This window comes from Yoonia sp. D2-7, assembly GCF_055809435.1.
In genome coordinates, this window is sequence record NZ_CM147912.1 from 1930775 (window position 1) to 1951862 (window position 21088).

Annotated in this window: 17 protein-coding genes; 8 read left to right on the forward strand and 9 right to left on the reverse strand. The window is 55.4% G+C overall.

All coding sequences use genetic code 11. The annotated features are described in order from the left end of the window. Position 1 precedes the first annotated feature (1 nt). The 4 genes from AC0L7R_RS09405 to AC0L7R_RS09420 all read left to right on the forward strand — a co-directional run bounded on the left by AC0L7R_RS09405 (position 2) and on the right by AC0L7R_RS09420 (position 5723). Complete coding sequence (locus AC0L7R_RS09405) at positions 2 to 1012, forward strand: branched-chain amino acid ABC transporter permease (protein ID WP_247127162.1); 1011 nt, start codon at positions 2 to 4, stop codon at positions 1010 to 1012. Then, complete coding sequence (locus AC0L7R_RS09410) at positions 1009 to 2361, forward strand: ABC transporter permease subunit (RefSeq protein WP_473656601.1); 1353 nt, start codon at positions 1009 to 1011, stop codon at positions 2359 to 2361. The genes AC0L7R_RS09405 and AC0L7R_RS09410 overlap by 4 nt, the downstream gene beginning before the upstream one ends. Before the next feature lie 73 nt (positions 2362 to 2434). After that, entirely contained in the window at positions 2435 to 4900 is a 2466-nt protein-coding gene (locus AC0L7R_RS09415; protein WP_473656602.1) for a penicillin acylase family protein, read from the forward strand. Between the two features lie 40 nt (positions 4901 to 4940). Continuing rightward, entirely contained in the window at positions 4941 to 5723 is a 783-nt protein-coding gene (locus tag AC0L7R_RS09420) for a diguanylate cyclase domain-containing protein (RefSeq protein WP_473656603.1), read from the forward strand. On the opposite strand, the gene hflX is transcribed toward AC0L7R_RS09420, so the two are convergent. The 9 genes from hflX to dusB form a co-directional block, all read right to left on the reverse strand. After that, a complete protein-coding gene (hflX, locus tag AC0L7R_RS09425; RefSeq protein ID WP_473656604.1) occupies positions 5724 to 6998 on the reverse strand; it encodes a GTPase HflX in 1275 nt (424 codons plus the stop codon). A gap of 2 nt (positions 6999 to 7000) precedes the next feature. Next, a complete protein-coding gene (gene hfq, locus AC0L7R_RS09430; protein WP_183527674.1) occupies positions 7001 to 7234 on the reverse strand; it encodes an RNA chaperone Hfq in 234 nt (77 codons plus the stop codon). Between the two features lie 114 nt (positions 7235 to 7348). Further along, on the reverse strand, positions 7349 to 8869 hold the full coding sequence (locus AC0L7R_RS09435) for a potassium transporter TrkG (RefSeq protein WP_473660388.1): 1521 nt from the start codon (positions 8867 to 8869) through the stop codon (positions 7349 to 7351). Positions 8870 to 8871: 2 nt separating this feature from the next. Beyond that, positions 8872 to 10248: a Trk system potassium transporter TrkA gene (trkA, locus tag AC0L7R_RS09440; protein ID WP_473656605.1), complete on the reverse strand. Its 1377-nt coding sequence runs from the start codon at positions 10246 to 10248 to the stop codon at positions 8872 to 8874. After that, positions 10245 to 11648 (reverse strand): nitrogen assimilation response regulator NtrX, encoded by a 1404-nt coding sequence (ntrX, locus tag AC0L7R_RS09445; RefSeq protein ID WP_247127224.1) that lies wholly within the window; start codon positions 11646 to 11648, stop codon positions 10245 to 10247. The genes trkA and ntrX overlap by 4 nt, the downstream gene beginning before the upstream one ends. A gap of 8 nt (positions 11649 to 11656) precedes the next feature. Further along, the gene (locus AC0L7R_RS09450; RefSeq protein WP_473656607.1) at positions 11657 to 13906 is read right to left on the reverse strand and encodes an ATP-binding protein; all 2250 of its coding nucleotides are present in this window, start codon (positions 13904 to 13906) and stop codon (positions 11657 to 11659) included. A 105-nt stretch (positions 13907 to 14011) separates the two neighbouring features. Next, positions 14012 to 15379, reverse strand: a complete 1368-nt coding sequence (locus tag AC0L7R_RS09455; RefSeq protein WP_473656608.1) for a response regulator — start codon at positions 15377 to 15379, stop codon at positions 14012 to 14014. Further along, complete coding sequence (locus AC0L7R_RS09460) at positions 15379 to 16461, reverse strand: two-component system sensor histidine kinase NtrB (RefSeq protein WP_348106998.1); 1083 nt, start codon at positions 16459 to 16461, stop codon at positions 15379 to 15381. The genes AC0L7R_RS09455 and AC0L7R_RS09460 overlap by 1 nt, the downstream gene beginning before the upstream one ends. Further along, positions 16458 to 17453: a tRNA dihydrouridine synthase DusB gene (gene dusB / locus AC0L7R_RS09465; protein ID WP_473656610.1), complete on the reverse strand. Its 996-nt coding sequence runs from the start codon at positions 17451 to 17453 to the stop codon at positions 16458 to 16460. Before dusB ends, AC0L7R_RS09460 begins: the two co-directional genes overlap by 4 nt. A 190-nt stretch (positions 17454 to 17643) precedes the next feature. On the opposite strand from dusB, the gene AC0L7R_RS09470 reads away from it, so the two are divergent. From AC0L7R_RS09470 to AC0L7R_RS09485, 4 genes are all read left to right on the forward strand, one after another. Next, entirely contained in the window at positions 17644 to 18774 is a 1131-nt protein-coding gene (locus AC0L7R_RS09470) for a bifunctional 2-C-methyl-D-erythritol 4-phosphate cytidylyltransferase/2-C-methyl-D-erythritol 2,4-cyclodiphosphate synthase (protein ID WP_473656611.1), read from the forward strand. Further along, entirely contained in the window at positions 18771 to 19259 is a 489-nt protein-coding gene (locus AC0L7R_RS09475; RefSeq protein ID WP_473656613.1) for a phosphatidylglycerophosphatase A, read from the forward strand. The genes AC0L7R_RS09470 and AC0L7R_RS09475 overlap by 4 nt, the downstream gene beginning before the upstream one ends. Further along, a complete protein-coding gene (locus tag AC0L7R_RS09480) occupies positions 19256 to 19732 on the forward strand; it encodes a nicotinamide-nucleotide amidohydrolase family protein (protein ID WP_473656614.1) in 477 nt (158 codons plus the stop codon). The genes AC0L7R_RS09475 and AC0L7R_RS09480 overlap by 4 nt, the downstream gene beginning before the upstream one ends. A 161-nt stretch (positions 19733 to 19893) precedes the next feature. Continuing rightward, positions 19894 to 21072, forward strand: a complete 1179-nt coding sequence (locus tag AC0L7R_RS09485; RefSeq protein WP_348107003.1) for an ammonium transporter — start codon at positions 19894 to 19896, stop codon at positions 21070 to 21072. Positions 21073 to 21088 lie beyond the last annotated feature (16 nt).

Sequence of the window (21088 nt, forward strand, 5' to 3'; positions counted from 1 at the left end):
AATGGACTATTTAAACGCGCTAGTCGCATTGGCGAATTTTGTGATCGTACCTGGTCTTGCCTATGGTGCCCAGCTTGCGATCGGCGCTTTGGGCGTCACGATGATCTACGGTATTTTGCGGTTTTCGAACTTTGCCCATGGCGACACGATGGCATTTGGGACCGCGATCACCATCCTTTTCACATGGCTGTTTCAGTCTTGGGGCATCTCATTGGGGCCACTGCCGACCGCCCTTCTCGCTTTACCCTTCGGGATCGCGGGTTGCGCGTTGTTGCTGCTTGGCACGGACAAAGTGGTCTACAAGTTCTACCGCGCTCAGAAAGCCAAGCCTGTGATCCTTGTGATCGTGTCGCTTGGTGTCATGTTTGTGATGAACGGCATCGTACGCTTTGTGATCGGCGTCCGCGATATTCGATTTGCAGATGGTGAACGTTTCATCATTTCCGCCCGTGATTTCAAAGAGATGACAGGTCTGCGTGAAGGTTTGGCGATTAAGTCCACGCAAGCCATCACGCTTGTTGTTGCGATCATCGTCATGGCGCTGTTGTTCTACTTCCTCAACAAAACGCGTACAGGCAAATCCATGCGTGCGTTTTCTGATAACGAAGACCTCGCGCTGCTGTCCGGCATCAATCCAGAACGGGTTGTAATGGTCACATGGTTGATCGTTGCCGCCTTGGCCACGACTGCGGGTGTGTTGTACGGTTTGGATAAGTCTTTCAAAGCGTTCACCTATTTCCAACTGCTTCTTCCCATCTTCGCCTCGGCGATTGTCGGCGGGATCGGGAACCCAGTGGGCGCGATCGCGGGTGGTTTCACAATCGCCTTTGCAGAGGTGACGATCACTTACGCTTGGAAAAAGATCCTCGTGTACATCATGCCAGAGAACTTGGAACCCGATGGGCTGGTCCAGCTGATGTCCACCGACTACAAATTTGCCGTCAGCTTTGCGATCCTGATCATCGTGCTGCTGTTCAAACCGACCGGCCTGTTTAAGGGGCAATCGATATGAGCCTTTCATTGCGTAACACATTCCTCGTTCTGTTTGTCGCGGGCCTATACCTGCTGGAAGGCACAACCGAGTTCTGGATTTTCAGTGGATCACCGGACTCCGCGCTCAAGATGCTGAACTTCGCCCTCATCGCTGCGATCATGGCGCTTGGCGTCAACCTGCAGTGGGGTTTTGCTGGTTTGTTCAACGTCGGGATTATGGGCTTTGTGGCCTTGGGTGGCTTGGCGGCCGTTCTGATTTCGATGCCACCAACCGAAGGCGCGATGGCCGCAGGTGGCTGGCGTGTGTTGCTGGGTCTGCTTATGGGCGCTGCGACGATTGTTCTGACCGTTCTTGCCCGCGCAAAAATGGCGCCGGGCCACGTGCGGACACTGACCACACTTGGCATTCTCGTCGTCGGGTTCTTCCTGTTTCGTTGGGTGTTTGACGGCGGTGTTGCGGGTGTTGAGGCGATCAATCCTGCATCGACAGGCAACATCGGTGGTCTGAATTTTGGTGGTGAAAACTACAAAGACTACGGCTGGATGGCGATTGTTGCTTGGCCTGTTGGTGGTCTGTTCGCCGCAGGTGCCGCTTGGGTCATTGGCAAAACAGCGCTTGGGCTACGGTCAGACTATTTGGCGATTGCGACTTTGGGCATTGCCGAGATCATCCTTGCCGTTATCAAGAACGAAGACTGGTTGTCGCGCGGCGTGAAGAACGTCACCGGCCTGCCCCGTCCCGTCCCGTATGAAATTGATCTGCAAAGCGATCCGACCTTTATTGAACGCGCTGCAAGCTGGGGGCTCGATCCAGTCACAGCGTCCACCTTGTGGGTCAAGATAGGATATTCACTGATCTTTACTGTGTTCTTGGTTGTGCTGTTGGTGTTGGCCCAATTGGCGCTGAGTTCACCGTGGGGCCGCATGATGCGCGCTATCCGCGATAATGAAACTGCAGCTGAAGCGATGGGCAAAAACGTCACCGCGCGACATTTGCAGATCTTCATCCTCGGGTCTGCAATTTGCGGCATTGCCGGCGCGATGATGGTCACGATTGATGGTCAGCTGACGCCGACGTCATATCAACCCCTGCGTTTTACGTTCCTGATCTGGGTGATGGTGATCGTTGGTGGTTCCGGTAACAACTTTGGTGCCGTGCTTGGCGGTTTCCTGATCTGGTGGCTTTGGGTCATGGTTGAACCTTTGGGGCTTTGGGTTGCGGAAGTTACCACCGCAGGTCTTGATCCGACAAACTGGTTCGCTGTGCGTATGTCCGAATTCGGGGCGCATATGCGGCTGTTAACGATGGGTGTTGTGATGCTGTTGGTCTTGCGGTTTAGCCCGCGTGGATTGATGCCGGAAAAGTAGTCGAAACCAAGGAGTGGTCCTTGGTTTCACGAGGCGTTACAAGGCCCGAAGCAAATAACGTTAAGGGTTACACATGGCGCTCGTTTTTCGGTGGCTGATGCGGTTCATTACTGGGCTGATTGCGTTGTGCGTGGTCGTTTTTGTCCTCGCCTATTACTTCGCGTCTCGGTCATTGCCGGAATACACAGCTGACGAAGCCGTCTCCGGCATCATCGCGCCGATTGAAATCGTGCGCGATAACGCGAATGTGCCGCATATCTTTGGCGAAAACGACGCGGATGTGTATTTCGCGCTCGGCTATGCCCATGCCCAAGATCGTATGTGGCAGATGACGATGCTGCGCCGCACGGCACAGGGTCGGTTATCCGAATTGTTCGGGGAACGGACGCTGCCGATTGATAAGTTACTGCGTCACCTCGATCTTTACCGGACTGCGATTGATTCCGTTGAAGATCAGGACGACCAGACCCGAGTCGCGCTTGATGCCTATGCTGATGGCGTGAACGCTTGGCTAGGTAAGGTGAGCGAAGGCGCACGTGGTCGCGGTGCCCCCGAGATGTGGATGTTCAACCACGCGATTGCGCCGTGGCAGCCAGCAGACAGCATTGCGGTGATCAAATTGATGGCTTTGCAGCTGTCGTCACATCTTGAGAACGAAGTTTTGCGGGCCCGTACATCGTTGATGTTGCCGCCTGATCGGGTCGTCGACATCTTGCCCGATGATCCCGGGATGGGCATTGCGATGTTGCCAGAGTATGCCTCCCTTGTTCCAAATGTCCCGCGCTATGCCGCGAACACGCGTGCGCCGTTTGATCCATTGTCCCCCGTCAAACCGGCCCCATTGGCTGGGGCGTCGAACGCTTGGGCTGCCGGACCAACACGATCGGCGACGGGCGGTACTTTGCTTGCCAATGACCCGCATCTAGGACTAACCGCACCGACTGTCTGGTATCTGGCGCGGCTTGAGCTCGCGTCGGGCGGTGTGATCGGCGGCACGATCCCGGGGGTTCCTGCTGTGATGACTGGCCGGAGTGATCAAATTGGTTGGGGGATCACGTCCAGCTACCTCGATGATCAGGATTTGTTCATCGAAGAGGTTAACCCCGATGATCGCAGCGAATACCGCACGCCGGGTGGCTGGGCACCATTCACGACACGCGACAGCATCATCAACGTCCGTGAAGGATCGGCTGTCACTGTGCGCTTGCGGGCGACAGAGAACGGGCCGGTTATTCCGGCTGATCAATTCGACCTGTCAACGATCACGCCGCCGGGGCATGTTGTGTCATTGGCGTGGACGGCATTGTCCCGCGATGACACCACGATGTCCGCCGCGATCAGAATGATGCAGGCTAAGAACATAGCGGACGCTTTTGAAGCTGCAGAAGAATACATCGCGCCGTCGCAGAACCTAACGGTCGCAGATCGCACACGGATTGGGCTAAAGACCATTGGCGCGATCCCTGCCCGTACACCCAACCATCAAAGCGAAGGCCGCCTGCCAAGCTTCGGTTATATCGATGCAAACCGCTGGTATGGCCGACTGCCCTATGCCGATAATCCTGAATTCACCGATCCGTCAGGCGATATTTTGGGCAATACAAACAACAAAACTTCGGATGCCCGGTTTCCGAACCATGTGTCCTACGTTTGGGGTGACACACAACGGATCAAACGGTGGCAGCGTCTGATGCAAGCGCGCGAAGTGCATACCCGTGAAAGCTTCATCGAGGCGCAGTTGGATACCGTCAGCTATACCGCGCGATCACTGCTTCCTTTAATGGGCGCTGATCTGTGGTTCACAGGTGAAGCAGCCCCTGATGGCACCCCTGAACGTCGTAGGCAGCAGGCGCTGGAGCTGTTGGCCGCATGGAACGGGGAAATGAACGAACACCTGCCCGAACCATTGATTTACGCCGCTTGGTTGCGGGAATTGCACAAGCGTCTCACGCGCGATGAATTGGGGCCTCTTGCATCTGAGTTCACACATGCAGACCCTGTCTTTATCGAACGCGTTTTCCGCGACATCGACGGCGCATCCGTGTGGTGTGACGTGGTGCAATCTGCACCTGTTGAGACCTGTACGGATATTTCACGCTTAGCCCTTGATGACGCCCTGATCTGGATTGATGAAAACCACGGAACAACGGTTGCCGCGCTACGTTGGGGGGATGCCCACCAAGCCACACACGATCATCCGGTTTTGGGAAATGTGCCGTTGCTCAGCTGGTTCGTGAATATCCGGCAGTCCACCTCTGGAGGTGATAACACGCTGCAACGGGGCAAAACGTCAGGCTCTGGGCCGAACCCGTTCCAGAACATGCATGCGGCTGGATATCGCGGTGTCTATGACTTTGCCGATCCCGATAGTTCGGTCTTTGTCAGCGCCACAGGACAATCAGGGCACCCGCTGTCGCGCTATTACGACAACATGGGTGAACTGTGGCGGCGTGGTGAATACGTGCCAATGTCACTTGATCCGGCACTTGCACGGGCGGCGGCGGTCGGTGTGACGTCTCTGACACCAACGGGGCAGTAGTCTTATCAAGTTGTTAAGAACGCCAAGTTATCTGGAAAGGATGATTTGGTTTGACAAATTGATGCCGCGGCTCGTGGCGGGTTTTGTGATAAAATCCTGGCGGGATCTTGTGCTGAAGGTGATCCTGTTCTTCGTACTTGTGACTGCGGTATCTTATCTGTCCAGTGTCGACCTGTTTTCAAGTGTTGGCGCGTTGAGCTGGGCGTCTGAATTTTGGGTTATCATTCTGGCAGCAGCACCTGTGCTGGTCTTCCAAATGAGCGTCGTGACCTATCTAAGCCATCTGCAACGCCGCCTCGAAGGAGCGGAATTGCGCGACCCGCTGACTGGATTGCCAAACCGTCTTGCGTTCATCAACCGGACCAAAACGATGCGATTGCTACATCCGCAAGGTGCTATCGCGTTGTTTGACGCGGATAATTTCAAACGTATCAACGATGCCTATGGCCATGCATTCGGTGATCGATGTTTGCATCAAATCGCCGAAGTCTTGCGTGAGAATACAACAGATCAAGATGTGATCAGCAGGCTGAGCGGCACAGAGTTCGCGACTTTCATTCCAGTCCAGTCAAAGACCGATGTCAAGGCGCTGTGCGATACGATGTCTGATGAGATATCGCAAAAGGCCCAACAAACGCATGCGATGGGAGGCCGCAGCGTGCGGTTAACGATGTCAGTCGGCGTGGTCCAAGCGGGTCCGCATCATCCCATCGATCTGTTGCTTAGTCGTGCGGATACGGCACTTTATAGCGCAAAAGATGCGGGTCACGGACGTATTGTGCATTGGAAAGACGTGCCGTCCACCATGCGGCAGGCATCATGATCAAAGACGAGAAAACCGTTCTTTTTGCAGCGATGTCCAGAAGACCGTCAGTTTGTACCCATCGTCTGTCTGGATATCATCGGTGACAATCCCCTGATCGAACAACCAAGCCCTTTCGCGTCCCTGTGCAAAGCTGAGTTCAAGCACGGCTTCACTGCGCGGGTCTTTCAGTTTGCTTGCAAGGTCATCCAGCAGCCCCGCCATCCCTTCACCAGTAATCGCGGACACCGCATAGAGATCATCGGTGCGGTCTGCCGTTTTGATCATCGCTTCGCGGGCTTCGTCGTCGACGCGATCAATCTTGTTCCACACTTCGATCAGCGGTGACCCTTCGGCGACGCCAAGTGATTCAAGAATCTGCATGACATCGTGGGATTGTTCTTCGCTTTGCGCATGCGAAATATCACGAACGTGGACAATCAGGTCGGCGTCCAACACTTCTTCCAAGGTGGCGCGGAATGCGGCGACAAGTTCGGTCGGCAAGTCACTGATAAAACCCACGGTATCCGACATGATGACATCGTCACCGGACGGCAAAGTAATTTTGCGCATCGTGGGGTCGAGCGTCGCAAACAACATGTCTTTGGCAAAGACTTCCGCACCGGTCAGTTTGTTGAACAGCGTCGATTTGCCTGCGTTGGTGTAGCCGACAAGCGCTACAATCGGGAATGGCACCTTCGCGCGCCCTGCCCTGTGCAACGTGCGGGTTTTCACAACCTTTTCAAGGTTTTGCCGCAAGGCCTTCAACTGCATATCAATGGCGCGACGGTCGGCTTCGATCTGGGTTTCCCCCGGACCACCGACGAACCCAAGCCCACCACGTTGGCGTTCAAGGTGAGTCCATGCACGGACAAGTCGTGTCCGTTGATACGACAACGCGGCCATTTCGACCTGCAATACACCTTCAGCGGTGCGCGCACGATCGCTAAAGATTTCGAGGATCAGACCTGTGCGGTCCAAGAGTTTTACGTCCCACGCCTTTTCAAGGTTGCGTTGCTGCACGGGGCTAACTGGGCCATCGACAAGAACGAGCTCGACTTCCGCCGCTTTGATCCGCTGCTTCAGTTCTTCGATCTTGCCTTTGCCAAACAGCATACCCGCATGCATTTTTGGCAGGCGCACAACTTCTGATCCGACCACTTGAAGGTCAGGCAAAGCTGCGGCCAAAGACACCGCTTCTTCCAAAGCGGGTTCAGCCAATCGGCGTGACTGGTTTGACTTTACGTCTGGGTGCAGCACCCAAGCCCGCGTAATGGGCCGGTCGTGTTCAAGCAAAGTTACTCTTCGCCTTCATAAAGTGAAATTGGCTGCGCTGGCATAATCGTTGAGATCGCGCTTTTGTAGACCAGTTGTGACTGACCATCACGGCGCAGAAGTACGCAGAAGCTATCGAACCAAGTAATCACGCCCTGAAGCTTGACCCCGTTCACCAGAAATATGGTGACAGGTACTTTCGCCTTACGCACGTTGTTCAGGAAAGCGTCTTGCAGGTTGGCTTTATCTGAGGCCATAGGTGAACCCTTTATTGTTATTATGGCCACGCGTGGCCGTCCTCATCTTCGTTAATGGCAGTATGTCCTGCGCTACGAAATTGTTAAACCCCCGAAATTGAGGGCCGTCTTTGATTAGTTCCGCCAGATTTCTGGATTAAACAATGCAATAATCGCTAACGTTTCCAGCCGACCCAATACCATTGCCATGGCAAGAATGACTTTGGCGAGGTCTGGGATGCCGGAATACGCAATTGGTGTCTCTGCGGCCACAATCGCTAAGGGGCCTGTCGTGGAAAGCGCCGAAACGGCAAGAACCATAGCGGTTTCGAACTGCACGCCGGTCAAGGACAACAAGACCATCACCGCTGCGATGCTGACGCAGAACAGCATGAAGAAGATCCACGAAATATATGCGCCCTTCCGTCTGATACGGCGGGCTTCGCGGCCGCCACCGCCTACGGAAGATGGATGGACCAAACGTTCGAGTTCGCGGCCACTGTGACGATACAACGCATACACACGCAGCAGTTTGATGCCGCCAGCCGTTGTTGCCACGCCGCCGCCGATCAGGGCCAAACCTGCCAGCAGAAGTCCCGGTGTAGGCAAACCCGTCCAGTTGGTTGTTTCGACCCAATCCGCTGATTCAAAGCCAGTGGTCGTCAGAAACGATGCAACGGTAAACAACGCGCCCCAGATCGCCTGAAAGCTATCGCCAAGTTCGGTCTGGGTGGTTTCATCGATGGCCGCAACAAAATGGCGTAGAAACAGGAACGCCGATGCCAGAACAATTAGGGTGATACCGATGCGAAATTCGGGATCATGGAACCAGCCTTCATCGTTTTCACCAGCAAGTCCCTTGCTAAAGACAAGGCGGCTAATTGCGATCACGAAGAAACAAAACACCAGCACTTCGCCCCAGAACCCTGAAGCGGCATAATAGAAACCGCCAATTGGCGTGATTCCTGACGTGGATAGTACCGCCATTGCATGGCAAAGGGCTACGTAGGAATATTCCCCAAGCAGCGTCAGACCGCCCCAAAGTGCCACGGTTAGCAGCACGTAAAGCGGCGTGAGTTGCAACGCATAGCGTGTCAAACGTTCGCCGGCATCAACGGCACGGGCTTCTTGTGCGGCACCATAAGCGGTTCCCCTGCCCGCGACCGACGTCGCACGCACTTCGAAACCGCCAAGGTTCATCGGTGCAAAGATCGAAATCGCCGCGATCCAAACCAGAAGCCCGCCAAGCCAGCCGACCAACGACCGCCAAAGGTGCAGCGCTGGCGTCAGTCGACCCGCGTTATCGTAAAGTGTCGCCCCAGTGGTTGTCAGGCTCGACACCATTTCGAACCACGCATTGAGGATCGTTGTGTTTCCAACAGCCTCGTAGAACGGAATAGCCAACATAAACGGAAGGACCGTGAATGCCGCAAGCAGCGACAAAAGCTGGCTGCGCGCCACGTTCTTTGGTTCATAGCCCGCGGTTGCCAGCCCCATGACAAGCGTCAGGGTGCCGAACAGAATGAAGCCGTAAAAGAAGACCCGCATGGCGACGTAATCCCCCAACGACAGGCCAAAGCCCGCCGGAACGATCATGGCCAGCGACCCGATCCCCATCAGGATGACGAAAAATGGAACGCGGGACAGGCTTTTCATCATTAGAAGAAGTCGATCGTCACTTGCAGCAGGCGTTCGACCTCTGGAACGTCCGCCGACATCGCGAAAATGGAGATCACGTCGGCTTCTTCGATGCGCGTTTCACCGGTTGGTTTCACAAACTTGTCGCCCTTTAGAACGGCGCCGACCAAGACACCTTCCGGGAATGCAACGTCCTTGATCTTTTTACCGGCGATCGACGACGTGCTAAGCACTTGGGCTTCGATGACTTCGGCTTCCGCGTCACCAATCGAATAGACGCCGCGCACGCGTCCATGACGCACGTGGCGCAAGATTGACGATACGGTCGTCGCACGTGGGTTAATGTAAGCATCAACGTCTAGCGGGCCCATCAATGGAATCAGCGTCGGGTCATTGATCAGACAAATCGCCATTTTGCAGCCCATTTCCTTGGCGCGTACGGACGTCAAAAGGTTGGTTTTATCATCATCCGTGACGGCAAGAATTGCGTCAGCATTTGTGATGTTCGCTTCTTCCAGAAGGCTGGAATCGAGCCCGTCGCCGTGCAGCACGATTGTCCGATCCAGCGCATCGGCTGCGTTTTCGGCAATCCTGCGATCCTTTTCGATCACTTTGACCCGAACACGTTCGGTCCGTTCTTCCAGAACTTTGGCGACGCCTAGCCCAACGTTGCCGCCGCCGACGACGACAATGCGTTCTTGCTTGGCATGTGTTTTCCCGAAGATCTCGAGCGTCCGTGTGAGGTCTTTGGTATCTGTGAAAATGTAGCAATCATCTTCTGGAAAGATTTGATCGCCGGGGGCTGGCACGAACAAAACCCCGTCACGTCTGATGCCAACGACAATGGCGCGCAAGGTTGAAAAGAGGTCCGTAAGTTGCCGTAAAGGCGTATTAATTACCGGACAGTCTTCATCGATTGTGATGCCGATCAGCTGAGCGCGGCCTTCCAAGAAGCTTTCCGTGTCGAAGGCTGCTGGTGACGCCAGCCGTTGCAATGCAGCCTCTGCCACTTCCTTTTCCGGCGAAATGACCACGTCGATGGGCAGATGGTCGCGGCGATAGAGATCGGAATAGATGGATTCGAGGTAATTCTGTGCCCGTAGCCGCGCGATCTTACGCTGCACTTTAAACACCGAATGCGCGACCTGACAGGTGACCATGTTCACCTCGTCCGAATAGGTCGCGGCGATGATCATATCCGCATCGCGCGCGCCTGCGCGGTCGAGCACGTCGGGGTAACTGGCAAAGCCCGCAACCCCTTGCACATCAAGCGTATCTGTGGCGCGGCGCACCAGTTCGGGGTTATTATCAACGACGGTTACATCGTTGTTTTCCCCGGACAAATGGCGGGCAATTTGCCAGCCGACCTGTCCCGCGCCGCAGATAATGACCTTCACGCTTCTTCACCTTCCACGTAAGCGACGCGTGCGCCTGCTTTGGATGTTGTTGCCACACCGAGTGACTTCAGCTTGCGGTGCAACGCAGAGCGTTCCATGCCCACAAACGATGCCGTGCGGCTGATGTTGCCGCCAAAACGGTTGATCTGGGTCAGTAAGTATTCACGTTCAAACAATTCGCGGGCTTCGCGCAATGGCAATGTCGCCAAACCACCTGACAACACGATCCGACCTTCGTCAACGGGGCCTTCTTCTGCGGATGGCAGTTCTTTGGCGCTAATGTCGCTGCTGCCTTCGCCAAGGATCAACACGCGTTCGACAACGTTTTTCAACTGACGCACGTTGCCCGGCCATTGCATCGTTTGCAGCAATGCACGGGCGTCATCGGCCAGCGCGCGCAACGGCAGGCCCTGCGCCTTGTTCAGCATGTCGATGAAATATTCGGCCAGCAGCGGAATATCTTCGCGGCGTTCTTCAAGGCTCGGCACTGCAATCGGCACGACGTTGAGACGGTGGTAAAGCTCTTCACGGAACACACCCGCATCAATTTCAGTCGGTAGGTCTTTGTTCGTGCTAGAAATAACCCGCAGATCAACCTGGATCTTTTCAGTCCCACCGACGCGCTGGAACGTTTGATCAACTAAGACCCGCAGGATTTTAGATTGTGTCCCCAGTGGCATATCGGCGATTTCGTCGAAGTAGATGACGCCGCCATTGGCTTGTTCAAGCAGACCTTTTTCGACACCATTTGTTGGCGTCTCGCGTCCAAACAACACTTCTTCCATGCGCTCTGGTTCAACAGAGGCCGAACTAACAGTCACAAACGGTGCATCCGCACGGTTCGAATTTGTGTGGATATAGCGGGCTGCGATTTCCTTGCCTGCGCCAGCCGGACCGGTCAGCATCACGCGGCCATTGGATTTGGTGACTTTATCCAGGTTGGCTTTCAACGTCCGGAACGCCGCACTGTCACCCAGCATATCGGTCGCACCGGAATCGCCGCGCTTGAGCGCCACGTTTTCACGGCGCAGCCGGGATGTTTCCATTGCACGCCGGATGACGACAAGCAGCTGATCGATGTTGAACGGTTTCTCGATGAAATCGTATGCGCCCTGTTTGATCGCAGCGACCGCAATTTCGATATTCCCGTGACCAGAGATGATCACAACAGGCACGCCCGGATGGTCGCGCTTGACGGTCTTGAGGATATCAATCCCGTCCATGTTGCTGTCTTTGAGCCAGATATCGAGGATCATCAGCGCAGGTGTTTCCGCTTCGATCTGCGCCATGCATTCGTCCGACGTGCCCGCAAGCCGCGTTGTAAAGCCTTCGTCGATCAGGATTTCCGAGATCAGTTCCCGAATATCGCGTTCATCATCAGTGATCAGAATATCGCCCATTTTGTCCCTCATGCTGTCATTTTATTGGCCCGCACACCAATTGGTGTCACAGGCAGTGTGATGATGGCGCAGGCACCCGCGTGGGTGTGGCCGTCAAATATTGTGGCGTCCGTCAACGTGAGCGTACCGCCATGTTCTTCGATAATTTTCTTCACGATAGGCAGGCCAAGACCCGTACCCTTGTCGCGTGTCGTCACGTATGGCTCGAACAGCCGCGCCCGATCTTCGGGCAGCCCGATGCCGTTATCTTGGATGGTGATCTGGCACATGTCTTCGGCCACCATCATCATTACGCGGATTTCAGGATGCAGGATCGTAACGTTTCCTTTTTCTTGAGCGCTTTCAATCGCTTCACCCGCGTTCTTGATTAAGTTGGTCAGCGCTTGGCTGATCATTGTGCTATCAATGTCCGCCTTTACAATCTCGTCCGGTAGGTCAGAGATAATCTTAACGTCGGGCTGTCCTGCTTCCTGCAAGGTCACCGCATCGCGGACCAGTGATACAAGATCGTTTTCACGCAGTTCAGGTTCCGGCATCCGTGCGAATTTCGAAAACTCATCAACAATGCGCCGTAAGTCATTGGTTTGCCGCACAATCACGTCGGTCATCTGGTCGAGTTTGTCTTGATCTTCACCGACCTGATTCCGGAATTTACGTTTGATCCGTTCGGCAGACAGTTGGATCGGGGTCAGTGGGTTCTTGATTTCATGCGCAATACGGCGCGCCACATCGCCCCATGCCGCCAAACGCTGTGCGCTGACGAGATCTGTCACATCGTCAAAGGCCACAACGTAGCCTTCCAGATCCCCCTCTTCATTCCGGCGCGGTGCCATGCGCACAAGCAGGCTTTCCTGTTTGCCGTCGCGGATCAAATTGACTTGTTCCTGCACCACCGCGCGTTCGCCAGACACCAATTGACTGAACAGCGGATCGAATTCCGGAACAGTGACGGCGAGCGCGCCGTGTCTTTGGTCAGGGCCAACATTTAGCAGACGCTCGGCTGATTTGTTCACGAATGTAACGTCACCATCGGGACCGAGCCCGACAACGCCGGATGTAACAGAACTAAGTACGGAATCGAACAAACGACGCCGCCGTTCAGTCGCATCATTGGTTTCCAGCAATTCGTCACGCTGGCCCTTCAGCTGCGTCGTCATCTGGTTAAAGTAATGCCCCAACTGCGCAATCTCGTCGTCACCATCATCTTCGATCACGCGCACATCAAGATCACCGGCGCCGACGCGTTGTGACGCCGTGACAAGCCGCCCGACAGGACGTGACAAACGTTCGGCAAACCAAAGACCCAACCAAATGGCCGCAAGGATCAGAATGACCGCAAAGCCAAGGTACAAGAGGCCAAATTGAAACAGCCACCGACCACGTTCGTTTTCTAGCTGATCGTAAAGCGCATAGGTTTCTTTGGTTTCATCCAGCAAGGACAGAACCGATCCGTCGACTTCGCGGGTGATGTAGAGGAACCGATCAACAAAGGCCGCCAATGGGATCAGCGCACGGAATTCGTTGTTTGCCGCGTCCTCGATGATGACAATGCCTGTGTCTAAGGCTTCTTGGTATTGTTCCGCTTCCGGAGCCTCAAAATCGAAAGCGTAAGAATTTTCGTCGCGGGCAACAATTTCGCCGCCGCTGTCGATCACAAATGCCTCGGTCAGACTGCGGTCGATTTGCGATTGTACGGCCCGCAAGGCTTGGATGGTTTCGGCTTTGCTCATAAAGAACGTCGCTGCGCGTTCAGCGTTAAGGTACCGTGCCAGCCCGATGCCATCACGCGTCAATTCACTACGGTGTTCATTTTCGTAAGCCTGCGCAGTTGAAAGCGACGTGCTGACAACATTTCGCACACGGTCCGAGAACCAGCTTTCAAGGCCAAGGTTAATTGAAAGCATCGCAAAAATCGCGACCAGAACCGTCGGGATCAGCGCAAGCAGTCCAAACACACCTGTCAGCCGCAAATGCAGACGCGAACCGGCTGATTTTGCCCGTCGTGCCGCGATCATCTGTGCTACCCGCCGCAGCACCAAAACAGCGACAACAAGAATGTAGACAAGGTCGGCAAGCAGCACCAAGCGCAATGTCGGTGATGATCCGCCCTGTTCTAGCGGCCCCAACACATAAAACGTCAACGCAGCCAAAATCGGGCCAAGCAAAACCAGCCCAAGCGTGAACGCGTTTTGGACCCGCCGTCGACGAGACCAGCGACTGAGTCGCGAGAAATCAATGCCCAAAAGGGTACGCTGCACGCGCATTGCCCTGTCTTCCTACGGGGTTTCCCCCGCATTACCGCCGTTTTTATGTGGTCCTTTCCAAAAGCACTGCGCTTTTGGGGCCACGGTTATGTTGCGGTTTTACATCAACTTGCGGCGGCGTGTCACGCGAATATCGAGGTCTGTGATCTTCTTGCGCAGGGTATTTCGGTTAATTCCCAATAAATCTGCGCATTTCGCTTGGTTTCCTGCCGTGGCGTCAAGCGCGATCTCAATCAACGGACCTTCGACTTCGCGTAAGATTCGGTTGTAAAGGCCGGGTGCTGGCAACTCTCCACCGTGCAAATCGAAGTAGCGGCGGAGATGTTTGGCTACCGATCCGGACAGTTTGTCCGTGTTGTTTGCGGAAATGTGCGGCTCCATGGCAGGTTGATTCCCGAGGACCATTTCGACTTCGGTTCGCGAAATTTCTTCTTCGCTGGCAGTGAACACCAAACGTTTCACGGCATTTTCGAGCTGACGGACGTTGCCCGGCCAGCTGTAGGCACGGATCAATGTCGACGCCCCGTCGCTCAGGCGGCGCAAAGGTGCCCCTTCGCGTTCCGCGCGGTTTAAGAAATGTTCGGCGAGCAGTGGAATATCGTCCACACGTTCACGCATCGGTGGCACTGCGATGGTCACACCGCCTAACCGGTAAAACAAATCTTCGCGGAAGGAACCGCTTTCCATCAAACCGGACAGGTCGGACCGCGATGTTGCCATGATCCGTGGCGCGGTATCGCCGAGGCTGTCCAGCATTCTGACGATCTTTGCCTGTGCGACATTGTCCAGATCACTGACCTCATCGAAAAGGATCGACCCTGCCCGTGCGCGCGCAAGCACAGCACTTGGTCCGTCCATGCCTTCGAGGTCTTCGGCTGAAACCGTGACAAAAGGCAGATTCCGACGATCCGAAAAATCATGGATGGCTTTCGCGATCAGTGACTTCCCTGTCCCGCTCTCGCCTGTGATCAAGACGGGCATCGCCGTGTTCATCACGCGAGCAACAAGGCGGTAAAGCCCCTGCATCGCGGGTGTCCGTCCGACCAACGGTAGATCAGACGCTTCATCTGCGGGCGCTTCAACGCGTTGTTGTGGGACACGCCGTTTGATTTCAAGCGCACGCGCGGCCCGTTTCATCAGGTCCGGCAGATCGAAAGGTTTCGGCAGATAATCGTAGGCTTCGGCTTCGGCGGCTTGGATCGCCGTCATGATCGTGTTCTGGGCCGAAATAACGATGACCGGCAATCCGGGCCGTGCGGCTGCAATCAACGGAAGTTGTTCCAGACCATTTCCATCCGGCATGACAACATCAGAAATCACCAGATCGCCTTTGCCTTCTTCAACCCAGCGCATCAGCGTCACAAGTGACGAAGTCGCGTGCACTTTACAGCCCGCGCGGGTCAATGCCTGGGTCAGGACTGTCCGGATGGTCCGGTCATCATCAGCGACAAGTACGGTTCCGTCCATCAGCTGTCTCCCTCGTTCTCGTTTATGTTATGTTTTGATACTGGCAGCGACACGCGGAACACGGTTCGTCCGGGTACGCTGTCCACTGAAATCCAGCCGCCCTGTTCACCGACGAGCTTCGAAACCAACGCCAGACCCAGTCCGGTTCCGTTTTCACGCCCCGATACAAAGGGTTCGAAGATGTCGTTTGCGATGTCGGCAGGCAGGCCGGGTCCGTCGTCAATAATCTCAATCTGCAATGGCAGCCGCGCAGATGTTCCATCCAGTCGCGACACGCGCAGCGAAGGATCATAGAAGGTGTGCAAAGTGATCTTGCCACCTGGACCACCGGCTTGTGCGGCATTCTTGATCAGATTCAAGAGAACTTGGAGCAGCTGATCACCGTCAGCATAGGTTGACGGCAAAGAAGGGTCGTAGTCCTCGACAAACATCATGTGCGCGGCGACGCCAACTGACGCGGATTGCCGCGCCCGATCTAACACATCGTGAATATTCACCGATGCAAATTTTGGCGGCTGAAGGTTGCCGAACTGTTCGACTTGTTCCAGCAGTTTCACGATCCGACGGCTTTCTTCGACGATCAAATCGGTCATTTCCTGATCTTCGGACGATAACCCCATCGACAAAAGCTGGGCAGCCCCCGTGATACCCGCGAGCGGGTTCTTGATTTCGTGGGCCAACATTTCGGCCATGCCAATGGCTGACTTCGCGGCCTTGGACGAGTTTTCGTTCTGGACCAGACGGCTCGCGATTTCGCGTGGACTGATCATCATGATCATTGCGTCTTCTGTGCCTTGCAGCGGTGCGATCTGCACGTTGCAATGCATTGGTGCCCGCATTCCGGACCCTACATCAACGTCATTCACAAACAGCGAGGTGCGGTTGCGGCGCGCGCGGGCAAAGGCCTGCTCTAACGGCGCATTGATCATGACCTTGTCCCAAAGATTCGCGCCATTCAGCGCTTTTGCTGATAGGTTCAGAAACGTCTCAGCAGCGCCATTGCTGGCGGTGATGACGTCATCACCGTCCAACAGGATTGCCGGTACGGGCAAGGAAGCCCAAAGCGAAGTGTCGGTAATCATGCCGCTTCCTGTCCTTCTCTATCCAACGCGTCGGGCAAAAGCCGCAGTACCGCAGTTGGATCTTTTTCGGTCAGCACCGCCTTGCGCAATCCCGTCGGGGTCGCGGCATCATCCATGTACCAACCCAAATGCTTGCGGGACACTTTGCGCCCCAGCTCTGCCCCGTAGAACGTCAACATCGCCTCGTAATGCTTTGCAACGAGATCAATTAGATCGAAACCAGTCGGTGCGATCGGGCCGCTTCCACCTGCAAGTTCTGCTGAAACCTGCGCCAATTTCCACGGACGCCCCTGTGCACCGCGTCCGATCATAATGCCGTCGGCGGTCGATAGCTTCATCGCCTGCGCCCCAGTTTCCGCATCAACAATATCGCCGTTCGCGATAACTGGGATCGAAACGGCGTCTTTAATGTCTTTAATCGCAGCCCAATCCGCTGCCCCTTTGTAGAATTGGCAGCGGGTCCGACCGTGGATCGTCACTAGCTTGATCCCTGCGTCTTCCGCGCGTTTCGCGACAGATGCTGCGTTCAGATAGTCATGATCCCATCCCAGTCGCGTTTTCAACGTGACCGGCACGTCTACTGCGTTCACGACGGCCTCGATCAGCGTTAGCGCGTGATCTGGGTCTTTCAGCAAGGCTGAGCCGGAATAGCCTGTCGTGACTTTCTTCGCGGGGCACCCCATGTTGATATCGATGATTGCAGCACCGTTGTCTGCGACCATCTTGGCCGCCTCAGCCATCCATTGTGCGTCGCGCCCGGCAAGCTGAACGGCAGTGCCGTCTTGATCAAAGCCCAATTCGGCCCGTTCGCGCACGCCGGGCTTGGCTTGCACCATTTCCTGCGACGCGACCATTTCACTGACGACCCAAGACGCACCAAAGGACGCGACTAACTGCCGAAATGGCAGGTCCGTGATACCAGCGAGCGGCGCAAGAACGACAGGCGTTGATGCGGCCTGACCGTTCAGGATATTAAGGAAATCGTTACTCACAGTGTGGGTGGCCTTCGTTTTAGTCGTGATCAAAAATTAGCCGCGCGGTTCGGGGGCGACAATGCGATGCGCCCAAAAATAGTGCGCCATACACAGGTTGCACAATTTTTAATCGCAAGTAAGGCCCAATTGTTGGAATTGCGCCTTCGGCGTGCAGGTCGTACACCTTGATCTGCGAAAAGGAGACGACATGACCACCACTGCCATACTTGTAGCGGCCGGCCGCGGAACCCGTGCGGGGGGCGATATTCCTAAGCAATGGCAAAGGCTTGGCGACCGCAGTGTGGCCGATCATGCGATCACGACCTTTGCCGATCACCCTGATGTCGCCCATGTCGTGCTGGTTGTGCATCCTGATGACGCGGAAAGTGATCACTGGAATGACTTTGAAGGCCTTGTCGTGGTGCACGGCGGGGCCACGAGAAGCGAATCCGTGCAAAATGGACTGAATGCGGCACCCAGCGGAACAAAGTCCGTGTTGATCCATGATGCCGCACGCCCACATATTCGTCACGGTGTGATTGATGATGTGCTTTCAGCACTGAAAACGCATCCCGCGGCCGCGCCCGCCCTTGCCGTTACGGATACGCTTTGGCGTGGTGATGGCGGTAAAGTTGCCGGGACCGTGCCGCGCGATGATCTGTATCGTGCGCAGACCCCGCAAGGGTTTCATCTTGATGCGCTTTTGGACGCCTATGCCAAACACCCCGAAGCAACGGACGACGTGACAATCGCGCGCCTTGCAGGGCTGGACGTTGCCATCGTGAACGGCGATGAGGATAACATGAAAATCACCGGCCCGGACGATCACGCCCGCGCCGCCCGCATATTGGGGACCCAGATGGACGTCAGGCTTGGCAACGGATACGATGTGCACCGCTTTGGTGACGGAGATCATGTGTGGCTTTGCGGGGTGAAAGTCCCGCACACGCGCAGCCTACAGGGGCATTCTGACGCCGATGTTGGCATGCATGCCGTCACCGACGCGATCTATGGCGCGTTGGGGCAAGGCGATATCGGTCAGCACTTTCCACCCAGCGACCCACAATGGAAAGGTGCGGACAGCCGGATTTTCCTAGAGCACGCCGTAGCCCTTGCGCGATCGCAGGGGTTTGAGATTTCCAATATCGACTGCACATTGGTGTGCGAATACCCGAAGATCGGCCCGCACCAATCTGTAATGAAAGACAAAATGGCGGAAATCATGGGGCTTGATCCATCAAGGATCAGCGTCAAAGCCACAACATCCGAACGCCTTGGCTTTACGGGACGTTCAGAAGGGATCGCGAGCCTGGCAACAGCCGCGTTAATCAAACAATGACCAATTTGATCGCAACGTTCTTTTATATCGGGCACCTACGGCCTGCGCCCGGCACGTGGGGATCATTCGCCGCCCTGCCCGCCGCCATGGTTCTTTATGCGCTTGGCGGGCCTTGGTTGGTCGTCACTGGTGTTTTTGCATCCTACGGCTTGGGGCTTTGGGCGACGATCGAAGAAACGCGAGGCAAAGCAAATCACGACCCGTCCGAGATCGTCATTGATGAAGTTTGCGGCCAATGGATCGCACTTCTGCCTGTTCTATTTGGTGCCGCGAACAATGGCGTCGCGGTATTGGACCTTTGGCCCGGTTGGATCGCGGCATTTGTTTTGTTTCGCCTTTTTGACATCACAAAGATCGGACCAATTGGGTGGGCAGACCGCAAGGACAATGCAACCGGCGTGATGTTGGATGACGTGATAGCAGGGGTTTTCGCGGCGATTGGCGTGATGTTCCTTGCGGCACTTTATCATGTGGTCTTGGTGTGACCGTCTCTGCGACGGACGTTCTGGACCTTGCCAAGCAGCGGGGCGTGATGATCGCGACGGCTGAAAGCTGTACGGGCGGGCTGATCGCTGGCGCGTTGACGGATATTCCCGGTAGTTCCGCTGTCTTTGATCGGGGCTTTGTGACCTATAGCAATGAAGCCAAAGCGGAAATGCTGGGCGTTGATATGGCGCTGATTGAGACACACGGCGCCGTTTCACGATCTGTCGCAGAGGCGATGGCTGCCGGCGCGCTTGATAAGTCAAACGCAGCGATCACCGTGTCTGTGACAGGTGTCGCGGGACCGGGCGGGGCTGCCGCAAAGCCCGAAGGTATGGTGTGTTTCGGAATTGCGACGGCCAATGGCGTCCGGTCAGAAACCCAGCGGTTTGGGGCTATCGGGCGGCATCAAGTCCGTGCTGAAACGGTGAACCATGCGCTGAAACTTCTGCTGAACGGCATGGCCAACTTGTGATCAATGTTTAATCACCAGTGCAATATATTGCCCAATTATTAATCATTCCGCCAACTGCACAACAATTGCGCAGCACAAAACCCAGACGCTTCTTTTCCTGGCGCTCCGAATCCAGCACTGCCCCGCGTTAACGGGGAAACCCCATTACCGGAGGGATGGATATGAACGGAGCGGATACCGCTTGGATGATCGTGGCAACAGCACTGGTGCTGTTTATGACTTTGCCCGGTCTTGCCTTATTTTATGGTGGCCTTGTGCGGTCACGCAACGTGCTAAGCGTGTTTATGCATTGCTACGCCATCGCCTGTTTGATGAGCATCCTGTGGTTCGCTTTTGGCTATTCAATTGCGTTCGGCAGCGGAACCAGCGGGTATTGGGGCGGTCTGGACAAGATGTTCTTGAATGGCGTCGATCTGGAAAGCCTTTCTGGCACGTTGCCTGAGATCCTTTTCTTCGCCTTCCAGATGACATTTGCGATCATCACACCTGCGCTGATCGTTGGTGCCTATGTGGAACGGATCGGCTTTGGCTTTGTGTTGCTGTTCTCATCTTTGTGGATGCTTTTGTGCTACGCACCGGTTGTTCACTGGGTCTGGGGCGGCGGCATGCTGGCCAACGGAATGTTCTTTGAAACAGCCGTAATGGACTTCGCAGGCGGTATCGTGGTGCACGAAACAGCTGGTCTCGCAGCCTTGATTTTGGCCGTGTTCCTTGGCGCACGTAAGGTGGACAACAAACCACCCCACAATCCGGGCATGGTAATGATCGGTGCTGCGATGCTTTGGGTTGGTTGGTTCGGCTTTAACGGCGGATCACAACTGGCTGCTGATGCAGGTGCTGCTATGGCACTGACCGTGACGCATTTGTCCGCTGCTGCTGCGTCCCTGACTTGGGCGCTGTGGGAAAAGATCAAGTTCGGCAAAGCGTCATTGGTTGGTATCGTGACAGGTACAATCGCAGGTCTCGCGTCTGTGACTCCAGCATCCGGTTTCATTAACCCGATCCAAGCGCTGATCATCGGTGCCGTTGCTGGTATCCTGTGTCAGGAAGCTGTGAACCTGATCCGCAACAAGGTGAAAATCGACGATACGCTGGACGTTTTCGCGGTGCACGGTGTCGGCGGTATCTTCGGAACAATCATGATCGCGGTCTTCGGGATCGGATCATGGGCATCCCAATTGGGTGCCTTGGCGATCGTTGGCATCTTCACGACTGTTGTCACGGTTGCGCTGATCTACATCTGTAAAGCCATCACGCCGCTGCGCGTCGACGAAGAAACTGAAGTCGGTGGTCTGGATCTGGCAGTGCATGGTGAACGTGCCTACGACATCACAAGCTAATCGACCCAACAGGTCA

Bases quoted from the DNA above. Each gene is read 5' to 3' on its own strand.
- AC0L7R_RS09405 (WP_247127162.1), top strand. From the start codon at position 2: ATGGACTATTTAAACGCGCTAGTCGCATTGGCGAATTTTGTGATCGTA.
- AC0L7R_RS09410 (WP_473656601.1), top strand. From the start codon at position 1,009: ATGAGCCTTTCATTGCGTAACACATTCCTCGTTCTGTTTGTCGCGGGC.
- AC0L7R_RS09415 (WP_473656602.1), top strand. From the start codon at position 2,435: ATGGCGCTCGTTTTTCGGTGGCTGATGCGGTTCATTACTGGGCTGATT.
- AC0L7R_RS09420 (WP_473656603.1), top strand. From the start codon at position 4,941: ATGATTTGGTTTGACAAATTGATGCCGCGGCTCGTGGCGGGTTTTGTG.
- hfq (WP_183527674.1), bottom strand. From the start codon at position 7,234: ATGGCCTCAGATAAAGCCAACCTGCAAGACGCTTTCCTGAACAACGTG.
- AC0L7R_RS09435 (WP_473660388.1), bottom strand. From the start codon at position 8,869: ATGAAAAGCCTGTCCCGCGTTCCATTTTTCGTCATCCTGATGGGGATC.
- ntrX (WP_247127224.1), bottom strand. From the start codon at position 11,648: ATGGGCGATATTCTGATCACTGATGATGAACGCGATATTCGGGAACTG.
- AC0L7R_RS09455 (WP_473656608.1), bottom strand. From the start codon at position 15,379: ATGGACGGAACCGTACTTGTCGCTGATGATGACCGGACCATCCGGACA.
- AC0L7R_RS09460 (WP_348106998.1), bottom strand. From the start codon at position 16,461: ATGATTACCGACACTTCGCTTTGGGCTTCCTTGCCCGTACCGGCAATC.
- AC0L7R_RS09470 (WP_473656611.1), top strand. From the start codon at position 17,644: ATGACCACCACTGCCATACTTGTAGCGGCCGGCCGCGGAACCCGTGCG.
- AC0L7R_RS09475 (WP_473656613.1), top strand. From the start codon at position 18,771: ATGACCAATTTGATCGCAACGTTCTTTTATATCGGGCACCTACGGCCT.
- AC0L7R_RS09485 (WP_348107003.1), top strand. From the start codon at position 19,894: ATGAACGGAGCGGATACCGCTTGGATGATCGTGGCAACAGCACTGGTG.